The sequence below is a fragment of the Shewanella marisflavi genome (assembly GCF_002215585.1).
Lineage (GTDB): Bacteria > Pseudomonadota > Gammaproteobacteria > Enterobacterales > Shewanellaceae > Shewanella > Shewanella marisflavi.
The window spans coordinates 1903082-1921877 of sequence record NZ_CP022272.1; the positions used below are offsets into that span (position 1 = coordinate 1903082).

13 protein-coding genes are annotated in these 18796 nt (G+C 48.1%); 8 read left to right on the forward strand and 5 right to left on the reverse strand.

Going from position 1 to position 18796, the window contains the following annotated elements:
- Positions 1 to 18 precede the first annotated feature (18 nt).
- Both CFF01_RS08310 and CFF01_RS08315 read left to right on the forward strand, forming a co-directional pair.
- The gene (locus tag CFF01_RS08310; protein ID WP_157704971.1) at positions 19 to 984 is read left to right on the forward strand and encodes a lytic murein transglycosylase; all 966 of its coding nucleotides are present in this window, start codon (positions 19 to 21) and stop codon (positions 982 to 984) included.
- A gap of 74 nt (positions 985 to 1058) precedes the next feature.
- Positions 1059 to 1499, forward strand: a complete 441-nt coding sequence (locus CFF01_RS08315) for a YcgN family cysteine cluster protein (RefSeq protein WP_088904489.1) — start codon at positions 1059 to 1061, stop codon at positions 1497 to 1499.
- A gap of 490 nt (positions 1500 to 1989) precedes the next feature.
- Here the strand turns inward: CFF01_RS08315 and CFF01_RS08320 are convergent, their stop codons facing one another.
- The gene (locus CFF01_RS08320; protein WP_088905909.1) at positions 1990 to 3003 is read right to left on the reverse strand and encodes an IS110 family RNA-guided transposase; all 1014 of its coding nucleotides are present in this window, start codon (positions 3001 to 3003) and stop codon (positions 1990 to 1992) included.
- Positions 3004 to 3874: 871 nt separating this feature from the next.
- On the opposite strand from CFF01_RS08320, the gene CFF01_RS08325 reads away from it, so the two are divergent.
- From CFF01_RS08325 to CFF01_RS08345, 4 genes are all read left to right on the forward strand, one after another.
- Positions 3875 to 5049, forward strand: a protein-coding gene (locus CFF01_RS08325; protein WP_088903906.1) for an IS3 family transposase whose coding sequence is annotated in 2 segments (ribosomal slippage) — positions 3875 to 4133 and positions 4133 to 5049 — 1176 coding nt in all. Because the reading frame shifts where the segments join, the coding sequence is not laid out codon by codon here.
- Positions 4994 to 6088 (forward strand): YiiX/YebB-like N1pC/P60 family cysteine hydrolase, encoded by a 1095-nt coding sequence (locus tag CFF01_RS08330; RefSeq protein ID WP_088904490.1) that lies wholly within the window; start codon positions 4994 to 4996, stop codon positions 6086 to 6088. Before CFF01_RS08325 ends, CFF01_RS08330 begins: the two co-directional genes overlap by 56 nt.
- A gap of 161 nt (positions 6089 to 6249) precedes the next feature.
- Positions 6250 to 6621, forward strand: coding sequence for a TIR domain-containing protein (locus tag CFF01_RS08340; protein WP_088904492.1), 372 nt, complete (start codon positions 6250 to 6252; stop codon positions 6619 to 6621).
- A gap of 12 nt (positions 6622 to 6633) precedes the next feature.
- On the forward strand, positions 6634 to 7608 hold the full coding sequence (locus CFF01_RS08345; RefSeq protein WP_088904493.1) for a caspase family protein: 975 nt from the start codon (positions 6634 to 6636) through the stop codon (positions 7606 to 7608).
- An 888-nt stretch (positions 7609 to 8496) separates the two neighbouring features.
- Here CFF01_RS08345 and dsbB read toward each other — a convergent pair.
- A complete protein-coding gene (gene dsbB / locus CFF01_RS08350) occupies positions 8497 to 9012 on the reverse strand; it encodes a disulfide bond formation protein DsbB (protein WP_088904494.1) in 516 nt (171 codons plus the stop codon).
- An 87-nt stretch (positions 9013 to 9099) separates the two neighbouring features.
- Positions 9100 to 10695: a sodium/proton antiporter NhaB gene (gene nhaB, locus CFF01_RS08355; protein WP_088904495.1), complete on the reverse strand. Its 1596-nt coding sequence runs from the start codon at positions 10693 to 10695 to the stop codon at positions 9100 to 9102.
- Positions 10696 to 10993: 298 nt separating this feature from the next.
- On the opposite strand from nhaB, the gene fadR reads away from it, so the two are divergent.
- Positions 10994 to 11752 carry a fatty acid metabolism transcriptional regulator FadR gene (gene fadR / locus CFF01_RS08360; RefSeq protein ID WP_052125478.1) on the forward strand — a complete coding sequence of 253 codons (759 nt, stop codon included), beginning with the start codon at positions 10994 to 10996 and terminating at the stop codon, positions 11750 to 11752.
- A gap of 109 nt (positions 11753 to 11861) precedes the next feature.
- Here the strand turns inward: fadR and tamB are convergent, their stop codons facing one another.
- Together tamB and CFF01_RS08370 are read right to left on the reverse strand one after the other, a co-directional pair.
- Positions 11862 to 15761, reverse strand: coding sequence for an autotransporter assembly complex protein TamB (gene tamB, locus CFF01_RS08365; protein ID WP_088904496.1), 3900 nt, complete (start codon positions 15759 to 15761; stop codon positions 11862 to 11864).
- Complete coding sequence (locus CFF01_RS08370) at positions 15758 to 17605, reverse strand: autotransporter assembly complex protein TamA (RefSeq protein ID WP_033538024.1); 1848 nt, start codon at positions 17603 to 17605, stop codon at positions 15758 to 15760. Before CFF01_RS08370 ends, tamB begins: the two co-directional genes overlap by 4 nt.
- A gap of 157 nt (positions 17606 to 17762) precedes the next feature.
- On the opposite strand from CFF01_RS08370, the gene CFF01_RS08375 reads away from it, so the two are divergent.
- The gene (locus CFF01_RS08375; RefSeq protein ID WP_033538025.1) at positions 17763 to 18785 is read left to right on the forward strand and encodes an isoaspartyl peptidase/L-asparaginase family protein; all 1023 of its coding nucleotides are present in this window, start codon (positions 17763 to 17765) and stop codon (positions 18783 to 18785) included.
- Positions 18786 to 18796: the final 11 nt, after the last annotated feature.

Genomic DNA, 18796 nt, shown 5'->3' on the forward strand with positions numbered 1-18796 from the left:
ATGTTTTTAAAGAATGTTTTGCTAAGTTCTATACTTGCAAGTGGCCTGATATTGTTCAGTCCTTTGCAGGCAGAAGAAGCGCCGCTCAGTTATGATGCCTATCTTTCTGAGTTAAAGCAGCAAGCAGTCGAGCAGGGTATATCCCAAAGCACCATAGACAAGGTCTTCGAGCAGATTAAGCTGTTTAAGAAGGCCGTTGTTAATCAGAGCGCGGACACGCCACCACAGAATTTAGATACCTATCTGCCAAGCCGGGTAAGCGAAACGCTGGTCGAGCAGGCAAGAGGCCTGTATCGCGACAACAAAGCCTTATTCGATCGACTCGGTAAAGAGTTTGAAGTTCAGCCTAGATTTGTGCTGGCCTATTGGGGCATCACGTCGGCGTTCGATGCCAGCGATTATCCGGCGCTGACGGTGATCGCGTCGAACACTTATCATCAGGAGATGAGTGACGGCGATCAGGTCTTTATTGCCGCACTTAAACTGATGGAGCGTGACGGTCTGAATTTTGACGACCTCAAGAGCGACGCCTCAGGTTTGATGGGGTACCCCCATTTTACGCCAGCGCAGCTCAAGCAATATGGTCGTGATGGCAATGGTGATGGCAAGGTGGATATCTGGCACGATCTTGCCGACGCCTTTGCTACCACTGCAAACTACCTTAAACAGTTGGGTTGGGATTATGATGGCACCTGGGGCCGTCAGGTCAGGGCGCCAGAAGCCTTACCGCAAGATCTGGTCGGGTTCGAGGTACACAAGGGCTTTGCCCAATGGCAAGCGCTCGGGGTAAGACGATTTGATGGCTCAGATTTGCCATCGAGAAAGGATATGCAAGTGTCGCTGATTATGCCCGACGGTGTGGGTGGACGCAGTTATCTGGTCTATGACAACTACCGAGTGCTCAGAAAGACTCAGGCATCCGATCGTCTCACGCTAGCTGTGACCTATCTGTCAGAAAGAATTAAATACCCTGAGATAAAATAGTCTCTCAGCGGCGCCTCAGTATCGTGGCGCCGAGCACCTTTGCCAAGCAATTGGCCATTGAAAGAATTGTTATCATGTCATTTTGGAAAGAGAAAACCCTCGCACAGATGGATGCCCGGGAGTGGGAATCGCTGTGCGATGGCTGCGGTAAGTGTTGCCTCAATAAGATCATCGATGATGAAACCGATGAGCTCTATTACACCAACGCCGCTTGTAAGCTGCTCGATGATAAAGAGTGCCATTGCATGCACTACGAGCAGCGATTTAATTTTGTCCCCAGCTGCACTAAGGTCACCCTGGAAAATATTGCCGAGCTTACCTGGCTACCCGACAGCTGCGCCTATCGCCGCCTGTATCAGGGCCGGGATCTCCCCAGCTGGCACCCGCTGGTCACAGGTGACAAGCAGCAGATGCACGAGCTGGGGATGTCGACCCGCGACAAAGTAGTGAATGAGAACAAGGTCAGGTACCTTGAGGACCATATTGTGTTATGGCCGCTCAAAGATTGCGACTAGTTCTTCACTCAACTAGTGAAAAGTGGTTTTAGTCTTCTTTGACTGCAATCACTTTGCTGTAGCGTTAGCTATTAATGTTACTTATTGCCTGCGGCAGGCTCTTCGTGCAGATACGCTTGTGAGATAGCTCTGCTACTGTGCCTGTTGGGCTTGATTGTTTGCTAAAGTATCTAACACCATAACTTCATGGTTATCTAACGCCTGCCGGCGGGGGATGTGCAAGCACTCTTTTGGCACGCCGAGGTTCCATATATGGACACCTCGATAGATTCAATAGCTAATTTGTTAGTAACAAAAGATATTACTGCGTCCGTATATCCGACCTGTTTATGAGCAATTAGAGGCTCTGGCCTTAATGAGAACCGCGCCTCTACGCCTTAACCGTCCCTCCGAACTCTTAGGTTCATGGACTCTCTCAGGTGTTGTAGAGGCCGGTATTACCTGTTGTTACATTACTTTTTAGCAGTACATGGTTTGTTTTACTTACAGGTCAAACCGCTCTGAACTCCGTTTTCTTAAATAGAATAGCCCAAACAATTCTTGCTAACTTGTTAGCCAGTGCGACTGCAGACTTGTGACTGCCTCGCCGTTCGATAAGCGTTTTAACCCAAACAGACAGCCTGTCTTGCGCTGTTTTACAGTGTCTTATAATCGACCAAGCACATTGAATAAGTAGCTTCCTGAGGTAACGGTTACCTCGCTTCGTTATCCCGCCAAGACTCTGCTTTCCACCGCTTGAATGCTCTTTTGGCACTAAGCCAATGTTTGCTGAAAAATGTCTACCGTTTTTGTAGGACGAACCATTACCTGCAAACGAGACTACGGCTGTTGCCGTAATTTCTCCTATTCCCTTTATTTGCATTAGTAGTTTAGCTCCTTCGGAAGCCTGGGCCTGCTGTTTGATATCCTTTTCTGATGACTTTATGGCTTCATCAATCGTGCTCCACTCTTGGTGTAGCAGAGTAAAGTGGACTCGAGCTCTTTCGGTTAATTCATTTTCTGCATCTTCAATTAAGTCAGGTAATGCTGCTTTAAGGCTTTCTTTGCCTTGAGCAATAACGATACCATACTCATTTAGCAGGCCTCTGATTTGATTAATCAATGTTGTTCTGGCATCGACCTGCCTTTCTCTGATTCGATGCGCCAACATCATATCAACCTGCTCTAACGTTCTAGGCTCTACAAATTGAATATTAGGTCTATACGCTGCTTCACAAATAGCGAAGGCATCATTACGGTCGTTTTTATTACCTTTGACAAAAGGCTTCACATGCTGAGGGGGAATTAACCTTACTTGATAACCTTGAGCTTTTAAGCTTCTTCCCCAGTAATTTGACCCGCTACAAGCCTCCATAGCTATGATTGCATCAGGGTATTGGGCTAAAAACGCCATAAGTTGATGTCGACGAAGTGCACGATTAAATACAGATTTACAAGCCTGATTCACACCACAAACTTGGAAGACATTTTTTGCCAAATCGATACCAATTAGAGTAACTTTCATAGTGGACACCTTTTGTTGATATTGAACTCGCAAATTCAATATGGCGCTTTTGACGCCGACTTTACAAGAGGTGTCCATCTCATCATCCCTGGAGGCTTCACGGCGGCGTCCATGCCGCCGAGAGCCAAAAGCGTGCTTACACCCGTATCTATCATCTCTTCGATTTAACTTTGCTGGTATCGGGTGATGTTTTGGTAGGAGAGTCTCGCTAAGTTTGGTATTTGGCGGGGGACATACAAGCATAACTTCATGGTTATCTAACGCCTGCCCGGCGGGTGCTGTACATGGAAGTACCAATGTCATGATCACATGGATGTGAAGGAACGACGTAGGTACAAGCACTCTTTTGGCACGCCGCAAGCACGTCCGTGTGGGCTCTGCGAAATCATCCCTGATTTCGAAGGCCAAAAGCGTGCTTACACTCGTATCTATCATCTCTTCGATTTAACTTCGTCTGTTGCTCATTGATACAAGCTATTATTCCTAAAGAAAAATTTCACAAAATTGTGAAATGAGATGTTGAATCTCAGCAACAAAACAGATTAAAGTATCACCAATCAAGGACAGAGCTAGGCCAAATCGAATCAAACATCGACCACGCCATTCAGGGAAAGGAAAAGCCAACCACCATGCGTCAATCAAATCCCTTAAAAGTTAACTCTGATTCCATTTATTTACATGCTTGGTCTCCTACCTTACAAGGTAGTTTACCTTGCAAGATCTCACTAATAAGTTGTTAGTTTTTATTAATCAGCGGGATAAAATGAAATATTTACTAGATCTTGAAAAACTAGAACTGTAGTGGCATAGTGAATTTGGCCACCTGAATAGACGAAGTGATAGACTAACTTCTGGAAAAAAGGTGGTAGAAATGAAGAACACAAGACCGACATTCAGTGCAGAGTTCAAATTAGAAGCTGCGCAGCTGGTAACGAAACAGGGATACAGCATAGCTGAGGCTGCAAGCGCGATGGGCGTGAGTAATTCAGCCATGCGTAAATGGGTAAACCAGCTTCGACAAGAGCAGCAAGGCATATCCCCCAAAGGCGCACCGCTCACCCCCGAACAACAGCGGATCCGTGAGCTGGAGAAGAAAATCCGCCGCATTGAAGAAGAGAACACCATTTTGAAAAAGGCTACGGCTCTCTTGATGTCAGACTCACTGAACAGTTCTCGTTAGTCGAGAAACTCAAGAAGAGCCATAGCGTAAAACGGATTTGTTCAGTATTTGGTATTCACCGCAGCAGTTACAAGTATTGGCGAGGCAGACCTACCACCATTGACTCGCAGCGGGTAAAACTGCACAGCTTGGTGCGGGAGGCTTATGAAGCCAGCAATGGGTCAGCGGGTGCCAGAACCCTGGCTGATATGGTGACGACTGCTGGCGTTAGGTTGACGCGCTATCGTGCCACAGGACTGATGAAGAAGCTGGGGCTAGTGAGCTGCCAGGTGCCGCAACATCGCTACAAAAAGGCAGACAAGGAGCATGTCGCCATCCCTAACCTCCTTGACCGCCAGTTTGCAGTGACGGCTCCCAATCAAGTGTGGTGTGGCGATGTGACCTATGTGTGGACAGGCAAACGATGGGCTTACCTTGCCGTTGTTCTGGACTTGTTTGCACGGAAACCGGTGGGGTGGGCGATGTCATTTTCGCCCGATAGTGCGCTAACAAGCAAGGCACTAACCATGGCCTTTGAGGCGCGAGGAAGGCCGAAAGACCTAATGTTCCATAGTGACCAAGGAAGCCACTATACCAGCCGCCGCTTCCGCCAACAGCTCTGGCGTTATCAGATTAAGCAGAGCATGAGTCGACGAGGAAACTGCTGGGACAACAGCCCGATGGAGCGCTTCTTTAGAAGCTTAAAAACAGAATGGATACCGATGACAGGCTATCGGGATATCGGTGAGGCTAAGAGTGAGATTTCGCGATATGTGACGGGGTATTACAGTCAGCTGAGACCACATCAATATAACGGTGGGCTGACACCCAATGAGTCAGAGCGAAGATACTGGCTTGAATACAAAACCGTGGCCAATTTTAGTTGACCACTACAAACATGCAGATATTGTTTTAGAGTCAGGGAACACTAAATGGGTTAGTGACTTGATAAAGGCAGCTACAAATAGTCGCTATTCTCATGCAATGCTTTATGTCGGGCATTCTTTAAATCATGCAACATCAGATGGTGGTGTTTTCTCTAAGAATCCACAAAGGATTTTGGTTGATGATGTAAAAGACCTAAAAGTATTGCGCCTAAAAGATGCTATTTCAGATGACGTTAAACTGGCTATATGCAAGGAATCAAGTTACCTCGTTGGCACACTATATGGGAAAAGAGAAGCAACAAAATCTATAACTAGAACTGAGAAAGCATCAAAAAGTAGAAAGCAGTTTTGTTCGAGGCTCGTAGCTCAGTGTTATGCTAAGTCGGGTATTAATTTAGTAAGTAATCCAGACTATTGTACTCCTGAAGACTTGAATCGCTCTGAACTGTTGGTTGAAGTCGCTGATTGTGTGCGGCTAGCAACAGAAGATGATTTAGAAATCTACAATAGAAAAGATCCGAATATTGAAAATCTGCAGGAAACATATAAGTGGTTAAATAACGCTCGAGATCTTTACAAAAAAGAGGGAGTGGAAATACAAACTATCAATGATGTCACACAAGCTCTCATGCAAGACCGCAAATTTGACAATCGTTTATGTAAGCTGGCAAAAGCTACGAAATACTTTGACCTTTATAACGTAGATCGGCAAGTCAATAAAATGAGGTATTGCCCAGATGGCTTCTACGCAGTTTTAAGTAACTCTAATGACATGAACAAAATTGTTCGAGAAGAGATAGCTTTAAACGACAGAGAAGTAAAAAGACATACTGAAAACTTGATAGCTGCGAGGCATAACTTTAAACAAGCGCGTTTGAAGTTTTCGAAGTTACATATCAAACTGTATGAAAATCTCCTCAGCGAAACGCTGCATCGTTTCATTGTTATTGAACAAGCTTTAACTCGATGTGGCTGTAATACTCATCATGTTCAGCAAAAAATTACATCATTGGAAAGCCTGCTCAAAAATAAAAACTAACAAACTGTTCAAGAGTGATTCGCAACGCGTGGCACTTTTACTATGCGTTGGTTTTAGTGTTTAGGGTGGTATGCGGGAGCTTCGGCATTGCGTTGCTCACACCTTAACAGGGCGTTAGGCAACCAATCGAAAATCAACCATAGACTACAACGGAGAGTAAAATGGCAACTAAAAAAACAATATTTGTAGCGTTTGCAATTGAAGATGAAAGGCAAAGGGACTTTCTTAAGGGGCAATCACTCAATACAAATTCCCCTTTTGAATATATAGATATGTCAGTAAAAGAAGCATATGACACCGACTGGAAAAATAAAGTTAGAACGCGCATTCGCCGGTCTGACGGAGTGATTGCTTTGATTAGTAGCAACTCTCTAACCTCAAGTGGTCAGAAGTGGGAAATTGCTTGTGCTAAGGAAGAGGGAAAGAAAGTTTTAGGAATATGGGCCTATACGGATGATAGAACTAATGTCCAAGGCGTGAAGACGGTTGTATGGACTTGGAAAGCAATCGAAGATTTTATCGACAGCTTATAAGGAGTGATTCAAATGCGTATCGCTCTTATTGTTGGGATAAATTACTACGAGCATGGTGGCTCATTGCATGGTTGCGTGAATGATGCCCATGAAGTGAAAGCTGTGCTAGAACGTCACGATGGTGGAGCAGTAAACTTTGATTGTCGTCTACTGACAGGTACAGGCCCGACCGATCGAGTCAATAGAGGTGAATTAAAAGATCAAATTGATCAGCTATTTAAAACAGATGCTGATATTGCTTTGTTTTACTTTGCTGGGCATGGTCATATTGAAGCCACAGGGGGTTATTTGTTGGCTACGGATTCTAGTCGAGGGGATGAAGGTGTATCTTTGTCTGAAATACTCACTTTCGCGAATAATTCACCGGCAAAGAATAAAATAATTATCCTTGACAGTTGTCACTCGGGAATTGCTGGTACGCCACCAAATGCCGGTCAACTTGCATCCTTATCTGAGGGGCTTACTGTATTAACGGCATCAACTAAAGATCAGTACGCAACGGAAGAAAATGGACGAGGGGTTTTTACTACCTTGCTCGTAGACGCTCTGAATGGTAGTGCCGCTAATCTTACGGGCGATATTACTCCAGGTAGTGTCTATGCTCACATTGACCAGTCTTTGGGGGCGTGGGAACAACGTCCAGTATTTAAAACAAATGTTAGGCAATTTGTTTCCTTGAGAAAATCAACACCTGCTATAGCGATAGATGAGTTACGAAGAATTACCGAGTTCTTCCCAACTCCCGGATATTTTTTCCAACTCGACCCCACCTTTGAGCCAGAAATGAAAGGCCGAGATTCTGGAATGCCACCACCAGATCCTGAAAATAATCGTGTTTTTGCAATTCTTCAGCGATTTAATCGCCTAAATTTGCTAATTCCCGTCGATGTTCCTCACATGTGGAATGCGGCTATGGAAAGTAAGTCGTGCAGACTTACAGCATTGGGAGAACACTACAGGAGGTTGGTTGAAAAAAATCGGATATAGAGTGAAATTGCCTAACACATATGAGCCTCCCGCCAGTCAATAGGCGAACGTAACTATTTGGCTGTTTTTGCAGCCAAATAAAAAATCAATCAACAAATCCACCTACTTCGTCTGTCAGTTAGCTGTTAAATCATCGTTTACAGCAAACACATATAGAGGCTCTCTTAATGCGATCTTATCGCTGCCTGACGTTTTTCAATCCTTTAAAATATCAGGGGCACTACGACTAAATGGATTTAGGAGGTAGAGCGACGCAGGAAGCTAAAGCAGAGACATTTATCGGTTAACCCTAAGATGGCGCTATTCAAGTCTGAGGTGCTCTGTGTACAGTTAGTATCAGGCTCATTTAAGGTGTAAACGACATTGTTAATTGTATTTGTTAATGCGCGCCAACAAGGTGTCACTCTTTGTGAAATCAAGAGCAGGCGATGTAGCTTAAATAGCATTTGGCATAGTGATGATGCTGAGAAGTCATTGCTTCATTAGCCACACCATTCACAGTCTGGTAAGCTCATAATTCCTTATCTTTCTTCTTTTCATCGCCAATGCTGCTAAATCGAAGAGATGATAGATACGAGTGTAAGCACGCTTTTGGCCTTCGAAATCAAGGATGATTTCGCAGAGCCCACACGGATGTGCTTGCGGCGTGCCAAAAGAGTGCTTGCACATACGTCGTTCCTTCACATCCATGTGATCACGACATTGGTACTTCCATGTACAGCACCCGCCGGGCAGGCGTTAGGTTGCTGTGAAGGTACGCTTCAAGACCCCCTTAATAAATGACTTTGTTGGTTGTCGTTACTTAAGCAAATTAGAGGGCCCATTGCAGGGCCACAAAAAAAACGCCCGCTAGGGGCGTTTTTCAAAAAGCGATACCTTGAGCGCACATCAAGCCTTCTTCGTTGGCATCAATGCCGGAATAATAAACACCACCAAGGCTATCAGGTAAGTGCTGAAGGCGACCACCATCCATTGAGACATGGTGATGCCAAACATCTCCCACGGAATGTCGGTACACATGCCGGTTGGCAGGAAGACTGAAGGTAACCATTCGTGTAGCGGCATCCAGGTCGGGAACTCGGGAAGGAATGAGCAGGTCGAGAAGGGCGACGGGTTAGTCTGCATCTCCACTAACTCAAGCGCCAGTTTTAATCCCCATGCACTGCTAATGCCCCAAATTAGCACCCCGATAAAGCGAATTAAACGGTATTGATGGCCGATAACCCCAAGCAGTCCGGCAAGCAGTAATCCCAGGACGGCAACGCGTTGGTAGATACACATGACACAGGGGTCAAGTTTCATCACATATTGGAAAAAGAGGGCACAGCATTCAAGAATAAGTGCCGTAACAAGCAAGGTGCTCCATGCTAATAGTGATTGTGCAAAACGGGTCAGGGCGCTCAACGAAATTCTCCTATAAAAAAACGCCCCTAACTGCTAGAGGCGTTTTTAAGACTTTACGAAACTAAATAAGTTCAGTCAATCAACAAATTAGTGCCCTGAGACGGCGCCTTTAACCGCTTCGGCTGCCGAATGATGGATCAACATATGAGAATCGTAGAAGTATTGGGTCATCTCCGTGAGGAACCCTGTCTCAATGGTAAGAATCCCTACGATTGACAGTACGATGGTGTAAGGCAGCGCCATCATAACCATGCGGCCATAGGAGAGTCTAATCAAAGGTGCGATGGCCGATGTCAGTAGGAAGAGGAATGCCGCCTGACCATTAGGTGTCGCAACCGATGGTAGGTTGGTACCCGTGTTGATCGCCACCGCCAGCAGATCGAACTGATCGCGGGTGATCTGACCATCCAGTAGCGCCGCCTTGACCTCGTTGATATAGACAGTGCCCACAAATACGTTGTCACTCACCATAGAGAGCAGACCGTTGGCGATGTAGAAGATCACCAGCTGAGTGTTACCTTCGTAACTTAGTGCCCACTGGATCACTGGGGCGAACAGTTGTTGATCGATAATTACGCCAACGATAGCAAAGAATACCGCCAGTAGCGCGGTGAAGGGCAGGGCCTCTTCGAAGGCTTTACCCAGAGCATGTTCGTTGGTGACGCCGTTAAAGGCAGTGGTTAAGATGATCACTGACAGACCAATTAGGCCAACTGACGCCAGGTGGAACGCCAGGCCAACGATGAGCCAAACACCAACAAAGGCCTGGACCACAAGCTTAATTTTGTCATGCTTTGTGCGGCGGGCATCTTCATATGAGGCATAGTCAGAGAGTATCTTATGTACGGCTTCTGGCAGTTGCTGGCCATAACCAAACCACTTAAATTTCTCCACCAGGAAACAGGTGGCGATACCGGCAAAAAATACTGGAATTGTTACAGGGCCCATACGCAGGGCAAATTCACCAAACTGCCAGTTGGCCTGTGCGGCAATGATCAGGTTTTGTGGTTCGCCGACCATGGTACAAACGCCACCCAGTGCAGTACCGACACCAGCATGCATCAGCAGGTTACGCAAGAACCCACGAAACGCCTCGAGTTCATTTTCACACAGTGAATGGCCTTCACCGTGCTGATCTGAGGTGTGATCGTGATCGTCGGAAAAGTTCTTACCTGAAGCGACCTTGTGATAAATCGAGTAGAAGCCCACTGCGACGGCGATGATAACCGCGATCACGGTTAAGGCGTCGAGGAAGGCCGACAGGAAGGCCGAGGCGATACAGAACATCAAGGAGACCACTATCTTAGAGCGGATCTTGGTGATCATCTTGGTAAACACGAACAGCAGCAGCTGTTTCATGAAGTAGATGCCTGCCACCATAAAGATCAGCAGTAACAAGACTTCAAGGTTGGCCTCAATTTCATGAAGCACCTGGCTAGGTGAGGTCATGCCAATGATCACCGCCTCGATAGCCAGCAAACCACCTGGTTGTAGGGGGTAGCATTTGAGCGCCATCGCTAGGGTGAAAATAAACTCTATTACCAATAACCATCCGGCAACGAATGGATTGAGATAGAAGATTATCGGGTTGATCACTAAAAACGATAAAATTGCGATTTTGAACCACTTAGGAGAATTTCCTAAGAAATTGTCAATAAACGCCTGACTCATGGTCACAGGCATGGCATCCTCTCATCTATATAATTATTTTTTGACAGAAACTTTACATACAGTCTGCTTTTCACATCAGTGTAGCCTAATGATATGTAGAATTTAATACTTTTATGACCGCCATGGGCTAAAAACAGACATTAACTGCAATCTACATCACAAGCTTGTTGATATAGTGTGTATTTTACTCAGTAATGAGATCTCTGTCCTTGATCTTATCCAGTATTGTTACGGATTAGGTTTCCATTTTTCCTCGCTCTGGTATGATCAGTTACCAAAATAACTTTCATTGAATTGGAATAGCGGCCTGATGACAACTGTCCCCAAAGCACCTGTAACGCCCAAAGACAAAGATATTATTGAAGCGAAAGGTCCTGCCAGCTTTGCCGAAAAGTATATTGTTCGTTCTATTTGGGAGGGAAAGTTTCCACCCGGCTCCATCTTACCTGCAGAACGTGAATTATCCGAGCTAATTGGTGTGACTCGCACCACATTGCGTGAAGTGCTACAGCGTCTGGCACGCGATGGCTGGTTAACGATTCAACACGGTAAACCGACACGTGTAAATGATATCTGGGAAACCTCAGGTCTGAATGTGTTGGAAACCATTGCCGACTTGAATCCTGCCGGTGAACCTGTACTGCTGGAGCAACTCTTGTCTGCCCGTACTAACATCAGTGCCATCTACTTCAAGGGCGCTGTGCGTTATAACCCTGATAAGGTGCTTGAAGCGTTAGCGCCGCTAGCGACCCTGAAGGATGAGGCCAAGGCATTTATTGAGTTTGATTATAATCTGCATCATACCCTGGCCTATCACTCTGGTAACCCGCTCTACGTTCTGATTCTTAATGGCTTTAAAGGTCTCTATAGCCGAGTGGGTGAAGAGTATTTTGCTATTGAGAAGGCGAGGGAGTTGGCACTCGATTTCTATCAGGCACTCGAAGCCTTAGCGAAAGAGCATAACCACCATGATGTACCTGTGCTGATGCGCAGTTACGGTATCAATAGCGGTAAGGTTTGGCAGCGACACAAGAGTAGCCTGCTGCAATCTGCCGAGGCAAACGTCTAATCGTCTGTCGTCTGGTTATGCCGTGTAGTGCTGACATCGAGTTTCCATAGGTGATGAACTAAGGAAAAGCCGCTGAAAACAGCGGCTTTTTTGTGTCAGGCCATTAGCGTTAATCGATATCGAAGCTGTAGTAGATATCTAAAGTCTTAGAGATGGTGCCTGAGACGCTTTCCAGATAGAGCTGAGACATCAGGTAGTAGCGCACAGTCATCTCATAACCTGGGTTGAATACGCCCACGCCGTATTTGACCATAAGGTCATCGCCGATATAGCCGCTTATGGCAACTTTACCGTCATCGTTGGCATCGAGTTGAACGTTAGAGATCCCCAGCTTTTCTATCACCCCACTTGCAGAGCTACCCACATTGGAAAAGGCATTATCGCCGAGCTGATTGCCCAGGGTCAGGGCGGCGCCCATCATCAAGGCATTGTTTTGATCTGAATCTGAGTTATTCAGCCCAGTTCCCTTGATGATGTAAGAGAGGATCTCAGCTTGCTCTTTGGCTGGGTTTGAAAAGAGGGTGACCACAGGTTTCGCCGGTGTGCCGGTGATGCGCACGCCCGCGATAACATCATCTTCTTTGATCTCCCGTGTCGCTTCAATATTCAGGTTCGGCACGGCCATAGGGCCAATAAACTGAACCTCACCAGCATTGATCGACAGGGTCTGGCCCATGAATTTATAGGTGCCATTGACCACTCTGATGTCACCGTAGAGCAGAGGAGGTTTAAAGGCCGCCTGGCGCAGTTCCAGAGTACCCTGTAGCATGCCCCGCAGCCCCATGCCGTCGATGTTGAGCTTGTCACCGACATTGACCATGATTTGACTGGTAATGGCGATAGGATTTTTTTCCTGCACCTGTGTCGACAGACTGTCGTTAAAGATCACATCATCCGATTGCGCCACACCACCTTCGGGCAACTGTACTATCTTGATATGGCCTGAAGGGATATCTACATTCCCTTGGATATCTAAGTGCTTGTTGCTAAAGCCTATGGTGAGGTCAGGTGAGACATCTAAGATAGCCAGCGGCGGTTGAATAATCGCAAGTTTATCGCCTTTGAACTGAAAATCTCCTTGTAGACCCTCTTGCCAGTTCAGATCCCCTTCGAGTTCTGCCTTGCCTTCGCCCATGGTCCACTGGCTCGTCAGTTTAGCCCCTTGGCCCACAAGTGAGAGTGTTAGCGCTATGTTGTCCAGCAGTGTCGGGTTGGCCGCCGCGGCTAATTGCCCGTCGATGAGGTCAACTGAGCCGGTCAGCTGCGGGCTCTCTAGGGTGCCGCCAAGTGTAATGGCACTGCTCACCCGGCCGTCGAGTACCTCAAGCTGTGGAGTAAAGTCTGCCAGCGCATGGAGGTTGATATCTTTTAGGTCGATTTGGCCGCTGAGACGTTGCTCGGGATCTGTGCTGATTTCTACCCCGGCGTTCAGCTTAGCGAAACGTTCAGACTCGAACTTGGCATCGGCGGTAAAACGCTCAGGGGAGAGCTGTGCGCTCAGCTGCAGATACTTATATTGCGCGTTAATCTGGCGTCTGTTGGTGGTTAAGTCAAACTGGCCGGGTGCCATCGCCAGTTCAATCTCGCCTGTAGGTTTCTCTCCTTTGGCCCAATGAAATAGAGCGTCGAGCTGGGTCGGTCCCCGCCAGGTCAGACGATCGGGTAAGATGGGCGAAAGCAGCGCGCCAAGATCACCGCTAAACTGCAGCTGGGTATCGCCCTTGTCGCCAAGTTCTGCAATGTCGGTCAGGCAAAGGCTGGCGGCTTCATGTTGCCAACAGAAAGGCGCGACCTCACCATAGCCTTGTTGCTGATCCCAATAGAGTGCTATGGGCTTGTCCAGTGCCATGGCGCCTAGGCGAGATTTAAGGTTAATACGATTGACGCTGGCATCGAACCTTTGGGCTTTATCATCAAAGCTGGATGCGATGGAGGTTTGCAGCTGAATATCGCCATAGGTCTGCAGCCCCAATTTTTGTTTATTGAGATCGCCTTTGATCCCTAAGGTGAGGGTACTCAAGCTAACGTTTTGCCGTTTGATATCGGATGATTTTAACGACAGGGCAAATTGATGCTCATCCTGGGGACGATAGAAGGCGATCAGTTTTGCCTTCTCGACTTGTATATCGGCGTATTGCAGCTCCACACTATCGGCATTGATGGCAATTTCCGGGTGCTCGTCGTCACCTGAGACATTGATAACCGCCTCGATAGCGCCACTGGCCTTGGGGTCCCAAAGGCTAAGCGCCGGTACACTCAGCTGACCATCGAGAGACCAGTTGTCATCGACACGTCCCGACAAGGTAAGCTCGGACTCTAAGGCATTGAGCTGTAGCTGCTTGGCATTAAGCTGGAATTTGTCATTGATGGCAATATCGCCTTGAAGCCGCAGCGGATAGTTTGCAACGTGACCTTGAAGATCGGCATTGCTGACGCCAATCGCCCACTGCTTGTCACTATAGTCGCCTTGGCTGTGCAAGCTGCCGTTAATTTCTGTCTCGGGCAGGGGCTGCTCAGTGGTGATATTGAGCTGGCTCAGATCCAGTGTCTGGGTGTCGAGCTGTAGATCCCAGTGGAGTTTGTCGCCATAAGCCAGTTGTCCTGTGAGTTTGGCCTTGCCCATCTCACTGTCGACATCCAGCTTAGCGAACGAGAGTTGCTTAGTTTGGTGTTCAAACTCGGCATCGAGCGTAAGCCAAGGATGATAAGGGGTCTTCAGGTCGCCGCTTAGGGTGACACTTTGTTTCTGAATGCTACCTTGACTATTGAGTGTAAGGATTTTGGTTTCATATTCAGGCTCGGCAAGCGGCCACATCAGATGCGGGCTGGTTAGCGCCACACGATAGGGCAGTTGTGGGCTGTCTAGGTTGATTTCGCCATCCAGGTTAAGATCTAAATGGCCTTTGCCTCTTAGTGTTACCGCGAGCGCGGCAAAGCCACCGTTTATTTCCGCTTCTAGCTGCTGGCGTTTCAACTGTGGCAGCTCGGTGAGCTGCTGACTGGCGAGATCGGCCTGCAGGTTCAGCGCCATAGGGTAATCTTGCTCTAGGCTCATGTGGCCATCTAGGTGGGCCTTACCATAGTCATGCTGCACATCTAGGCTGTCCAAGGTGATCTTGTAGCCCACATAACTGCCTTGCAGGGCGAAGGCTTGGAAATGATCGATTCGTTGCCCCAGCCTTAGCTCGCTGTTGGTGAGTTCGGCGGTATCGACAAAGATAGGCATGGGAATGGCTACCTCTGGCAACTGGGTGAGTGGCCAGCTATCGGCATCAGCTTGGTCGGCGTCAGCAGCCTGGTCAGTTTCTGCAGACAGTGGAATATCGATATAGAGACCTTGGCTGGCCAGTTGGTTTACCCTGAGCCCTGTTTCTAACCAGCTGGCCTTGGCTGTGAGGGCGTCGGCATTAAACTGCATCTGGTTGACCCGAACCTTGACTTGTTTGAGGTCGCCTTGATTGAGCACTATGCCAAAGGGAAGTACCAGCCGCTGATCATCGGCCTCTGCTACCTCCTCTTTGATGGGCTCTGATCCTTCAGTGGTAAGTGACTCTGTCGTTAGGTCTGGGTTGTCATCCTTACCCTTAAGCTCGTCTGTATCTATGTCGACTTGTACCGCCGAGGCGCTTAAGGTGTCGACACAAAGTTGGCGCTGCAGCAGACATAGCGGACGCCAGTTGAGGGTCAGATCTTGAGTATCAACCACTATGCCCGCCATCTGCCAGTGGGCATGATCTAGGGTTAATTGGCCATTGAGCCGGCCAGCACTGTAGCTGAGCGATAAATTGGGCACTAAGGCATCGGCCAAGATGACTGACAGGCGCGTACCCAGAGGGGTGCCGATCATTAAGGCCAGCATGATCAGCAGAGCTAAGGGTAGATAGAAAACCAGGCGGATCAGGTTGCGCAGCCAGCGAAGCAGTCGCTTAAAGGGGCTTAGGGGCTTGACCGGCGCCGCGCCCTGATTATCGGTTTGGGCCAGATCTAGCTCATTGGGCTGGTCAATCATATCTCAGCCCCCATGGTGAAGTGGATACGCCAGCTACGGTCTACGGTTTCGGTTTCGTTAAGGCCGACACCGAGATCCAATTTTATCGGCCCTATGGGCGATATCCAGTGTACGCCGCCACCGACTGAGACAATAGGGTCAAACTGGGTGTCATCAAAGGCATTACCGGCATCGATGAAGGTCCCCAGACGCCAGGTCGGTGTCAGATAGTATTGGTATTCCAGGCTGCCCACTAAAAGATACTGGCCACCAACAACCATACGGGCCAGTTGCTCTTCAGTATCGATATAGTCGATATAGGGCCCCAATTCCTGATAGCTGTAACCGCGTATGCTTTGATCGCCGCCGGCAAAATAGCGCAGCGAAGGCGGTACGAGCGGCAGATCTTCCTTTTTAACTAGGTTGGCACCGAGATCCAAACGTGACACAAATCTGTGTTTACCAAAGAAGGTATCTATCCATTTAAACTTGGCCTGAATTCGGCCCAGGCGCAGATCAGAGCCAAGTTCAGGTTCCGCGTATTCCATGCTGTAAGACTGATAATAGCCAGACTTAGGATCTAGGCTATTATCTCCTCTGATGGTTTGTGACAGGCTGGTACCAAACAGAAAGAGATCGGGTTTGTAGTCGATATCCGACTGAGTATATCGTTCGTTGATGGCATCGAGAGAGTAAGTAAAGATCCATTGATTGCCGAACTGTTTCTGTCTGACAACACCAATGAGCTTTTTCACTGACTCGAGTTCGCCCGTGTTGCGATAGTCTCGCTTGTCGGGGTCATAGACTTGAGTGACACCATATTTGTCCCTAAGCAGTCCAATTCTTAGCTTGAGTTGGTCGTCCAGCGGATGACTCATGGGAATGGTGTAGGTCGTCAGAAACTTTGGCGTGTCGGGTGACCATTCGATACTGGTTTCCTGAGAATGCCCATAGCGGTTAATCTGCGGCATGCGCCAGGTGGCCCTTATTCTGGGATCTACCTTGTTATCAATAGAATTACCTATGTCGGCACCGACACCCAGCTCGATAGAGTGGGTGGGTCTGGGACTTAGCTCGACGCGGATGGGGACTCTGTCATCTGCTATCTTGTCGAGTTGTGGTAACACCTTAATATTGTTGAAGTAACCCGTATCCACTAGCTCTCGGTTGAGGGCGCCCAATTTGCCAGTACTGTACCGCGAGTTCGCTTCGAAAGGGATTAACTGGTCCAGAAAACCTGGCACCAGATCATGGCCGTTAAAGTGAACTTCGCCGATACGATAGCGCGGCCCGGAGTCGTAATGCAGGCTGATCTGTGCACTATTGAGATCTCGGTTGACCACTATCTGGTTGGTGACATATTTCCCTTCAAAATAGCCGCGGGCAAGGGCATAGGTCAGTAGCTGAGATTTTATCGACTCATAGTCGCCATGGTTGAGCTGATCACCGGGCTTAATGGTGATCTGTTTCAGCCATCGGTCGATCACTTCGTCATCGAGGATCTCGCCCGAGAGGCGAATATCTATCCACTGAATCAGCGTTGGCTCGCCGGGCGTGATGGCCAGGCGTAAGGTCCAGGGCGCATTTTCCGGACTATCGAGCTGAGGTTCAATCTTTGCCTTATAGTAGCCCATCGAATGCAGCGCGGCTTCTATGTTCTCTTCGGCATTGAAGATGAAGGCGCGGCGTTGTACCTCTGAGTTGGGGATAGTGCCCAGGTGGGCCGTGATATTACGCGTTAGCGCCTCATCGGCGCCGCTAATCTCTACCTTAAGCCATTTATCGGCCCAGGCAGTAGAGGTACCCAAACTCAAACTGAGTAGGGTTAGGAGTAGTAGCCGGGATAAAGAAGAAGAGATCCGCAAGAAAAAGGCTCTATCTAGTTGAGAATTTTATTGTTGTTTATTGTCGCAGATTATAGAGGGCAAGCAAGATGGTGATTGTAATTAATGATTAAAATCGGTACAAAGAAGGCAAACAATAACGAGGAAGCCTAACGTGAGAAGCACTATTACCCCCCTAATGTTATCTGGCCTGATGGGTCTATTGATGAGCGCCAATGTGATGGCGCAGACACCGCCTTTTTCTATCGCTATTCATGGCGGCGCGGGAACCATCTCTAAAGCCAATCTGACAGATGAACAGCAACAAGCCTATCGCGACAAGCTTAAACAGGCGGTGGATGCCGGGTATAAGGTGTTGGAGCATGGCGGTGACAGTCTCACTGCTGTCACTACGGCAATCAATATTCTTGAAGACAGCCCCCTCTTTAATGCCGGTAAGGGGGCTGTGTATACCTATGATGGTGGCCACGAGATGGACGCTTCGATTATGGATGGCCGCACCCTGAATGCGGGCGCCGTGGCTGGGGTTAAACATATTAAAAACCCTATCGATCTGGCTCGGGCCGTGATGGACAAATCGCCCCATGTCATGCTGTCAGGTGAAGGGGCTGAAGAGTTTGCCTTAACCCAGGGCTTTGACTTTGTGCCCGTCACCTATTTTGATAGCGATGCTCGCTATCAGCAGTTACTCGATGCCAAGGCCAAATTAAAACAGGCTGAGAGCAATCAAGAGGGCAAGGCTGATTATCAGGCGTCGCTTAACTATTTAGATCTCGATTATAAGTTCGGTACTGTGGGCGCTGTAGCACTGGATAAGCAGGGCAATCTTGCGGCGGGTACCTCAACCGGCGGTATGACGGTAAAACGTTTCGGCCGTATCGGTGACTCGCCTGTGATTGGCGCGGGCACCTACGCGGAAAACCAGGTTTGCGCCGTATCGGCCACCGGCCATGGTGAGTATTTTATTCGCTATCATGTTGCGGGGGACATCTGCGCCAAGGTCAAATATCAGCAAAAATCGATACTGCAGGCCGCCGATGAAGTGATCAATCAACGCCTGATCACCGCAGGCGGCACCGGTGGGGTGATCGCTATCGATCAGCGCGGTAATATCGCGACTCCATTTAATACCGAAGGCATGTACCGTGCGACCCGCAAGCAAGGTGAGCAGGCCAAGGTGATGATCTGGCAGGACAACTAATCACCTAGGTC

Excerpts from the sequence above, each read along its gene's own strand:
- CFF01_RS08315 (WP_088904489.1), top strand. The coding sequence starts at position 1,059 with ATGTCATTTTGGAAAGAGAAAACCCTCGCACAGATGGATGCCCGGGAG.
- CFF01_RS08320 (WP_088905909.1), bottom strand. The coding sequence starts at position 3,003 with ATGAAAGTTACTCTAATTGGTATCGATTTGGCAAAAAATGTCTTCCAA.
- CFF01_RS08330 (WP_088904490.1), top strand. The coding sequence starts at position 4,994 with ATGAGTCAGAGCGAAGATACTGGCTTGAATACAAAACCGTGGCCAATT.
- CFF01_RS08340 (WP_088904492.1), top strand. The coding sequence starts at position 6,250 with ATGGCAACTAAAAAAACAATATTTGTAGCGTTTGCAATTGAAGATGAA.
- CFF01_RS08345 (WP_088904493.1), top strand. The coding sequence starts at position 6,634 with ATGCGTATCGCTCTTATTGTTGGGATAAATTACTACGAGCATGGTGGC.
- nhaB (WP_088904495.1), bottom strand. The coding sequence starts at position 10,695 with ATGCCTGTGACCATGAGTCAGGCGTTTATTGACAATTTCTTAGGAAAT.
- fadR (WP_052125478.1), top strand. The coding sequence starts at position 10,994 with ATGACAACTGTCCCCAAAGCACCTGTAACGCCCAAAGACAAAGATATT.
- tamB (WP_088904496.1), bottom strand. The coding sequence starts at position 15,761 with ATGATTGACCAGCCCAATGAGCTAGATCTGGCCCAAACCGATAATCAG.
- CFF01_RS08375 (WP_033538025.1), top strand. The coding sequence starts at position 17,763 with ATGTTATCTGGCCTGATGGGTCTATTGATGAGCGCCAATGTGATGGCG.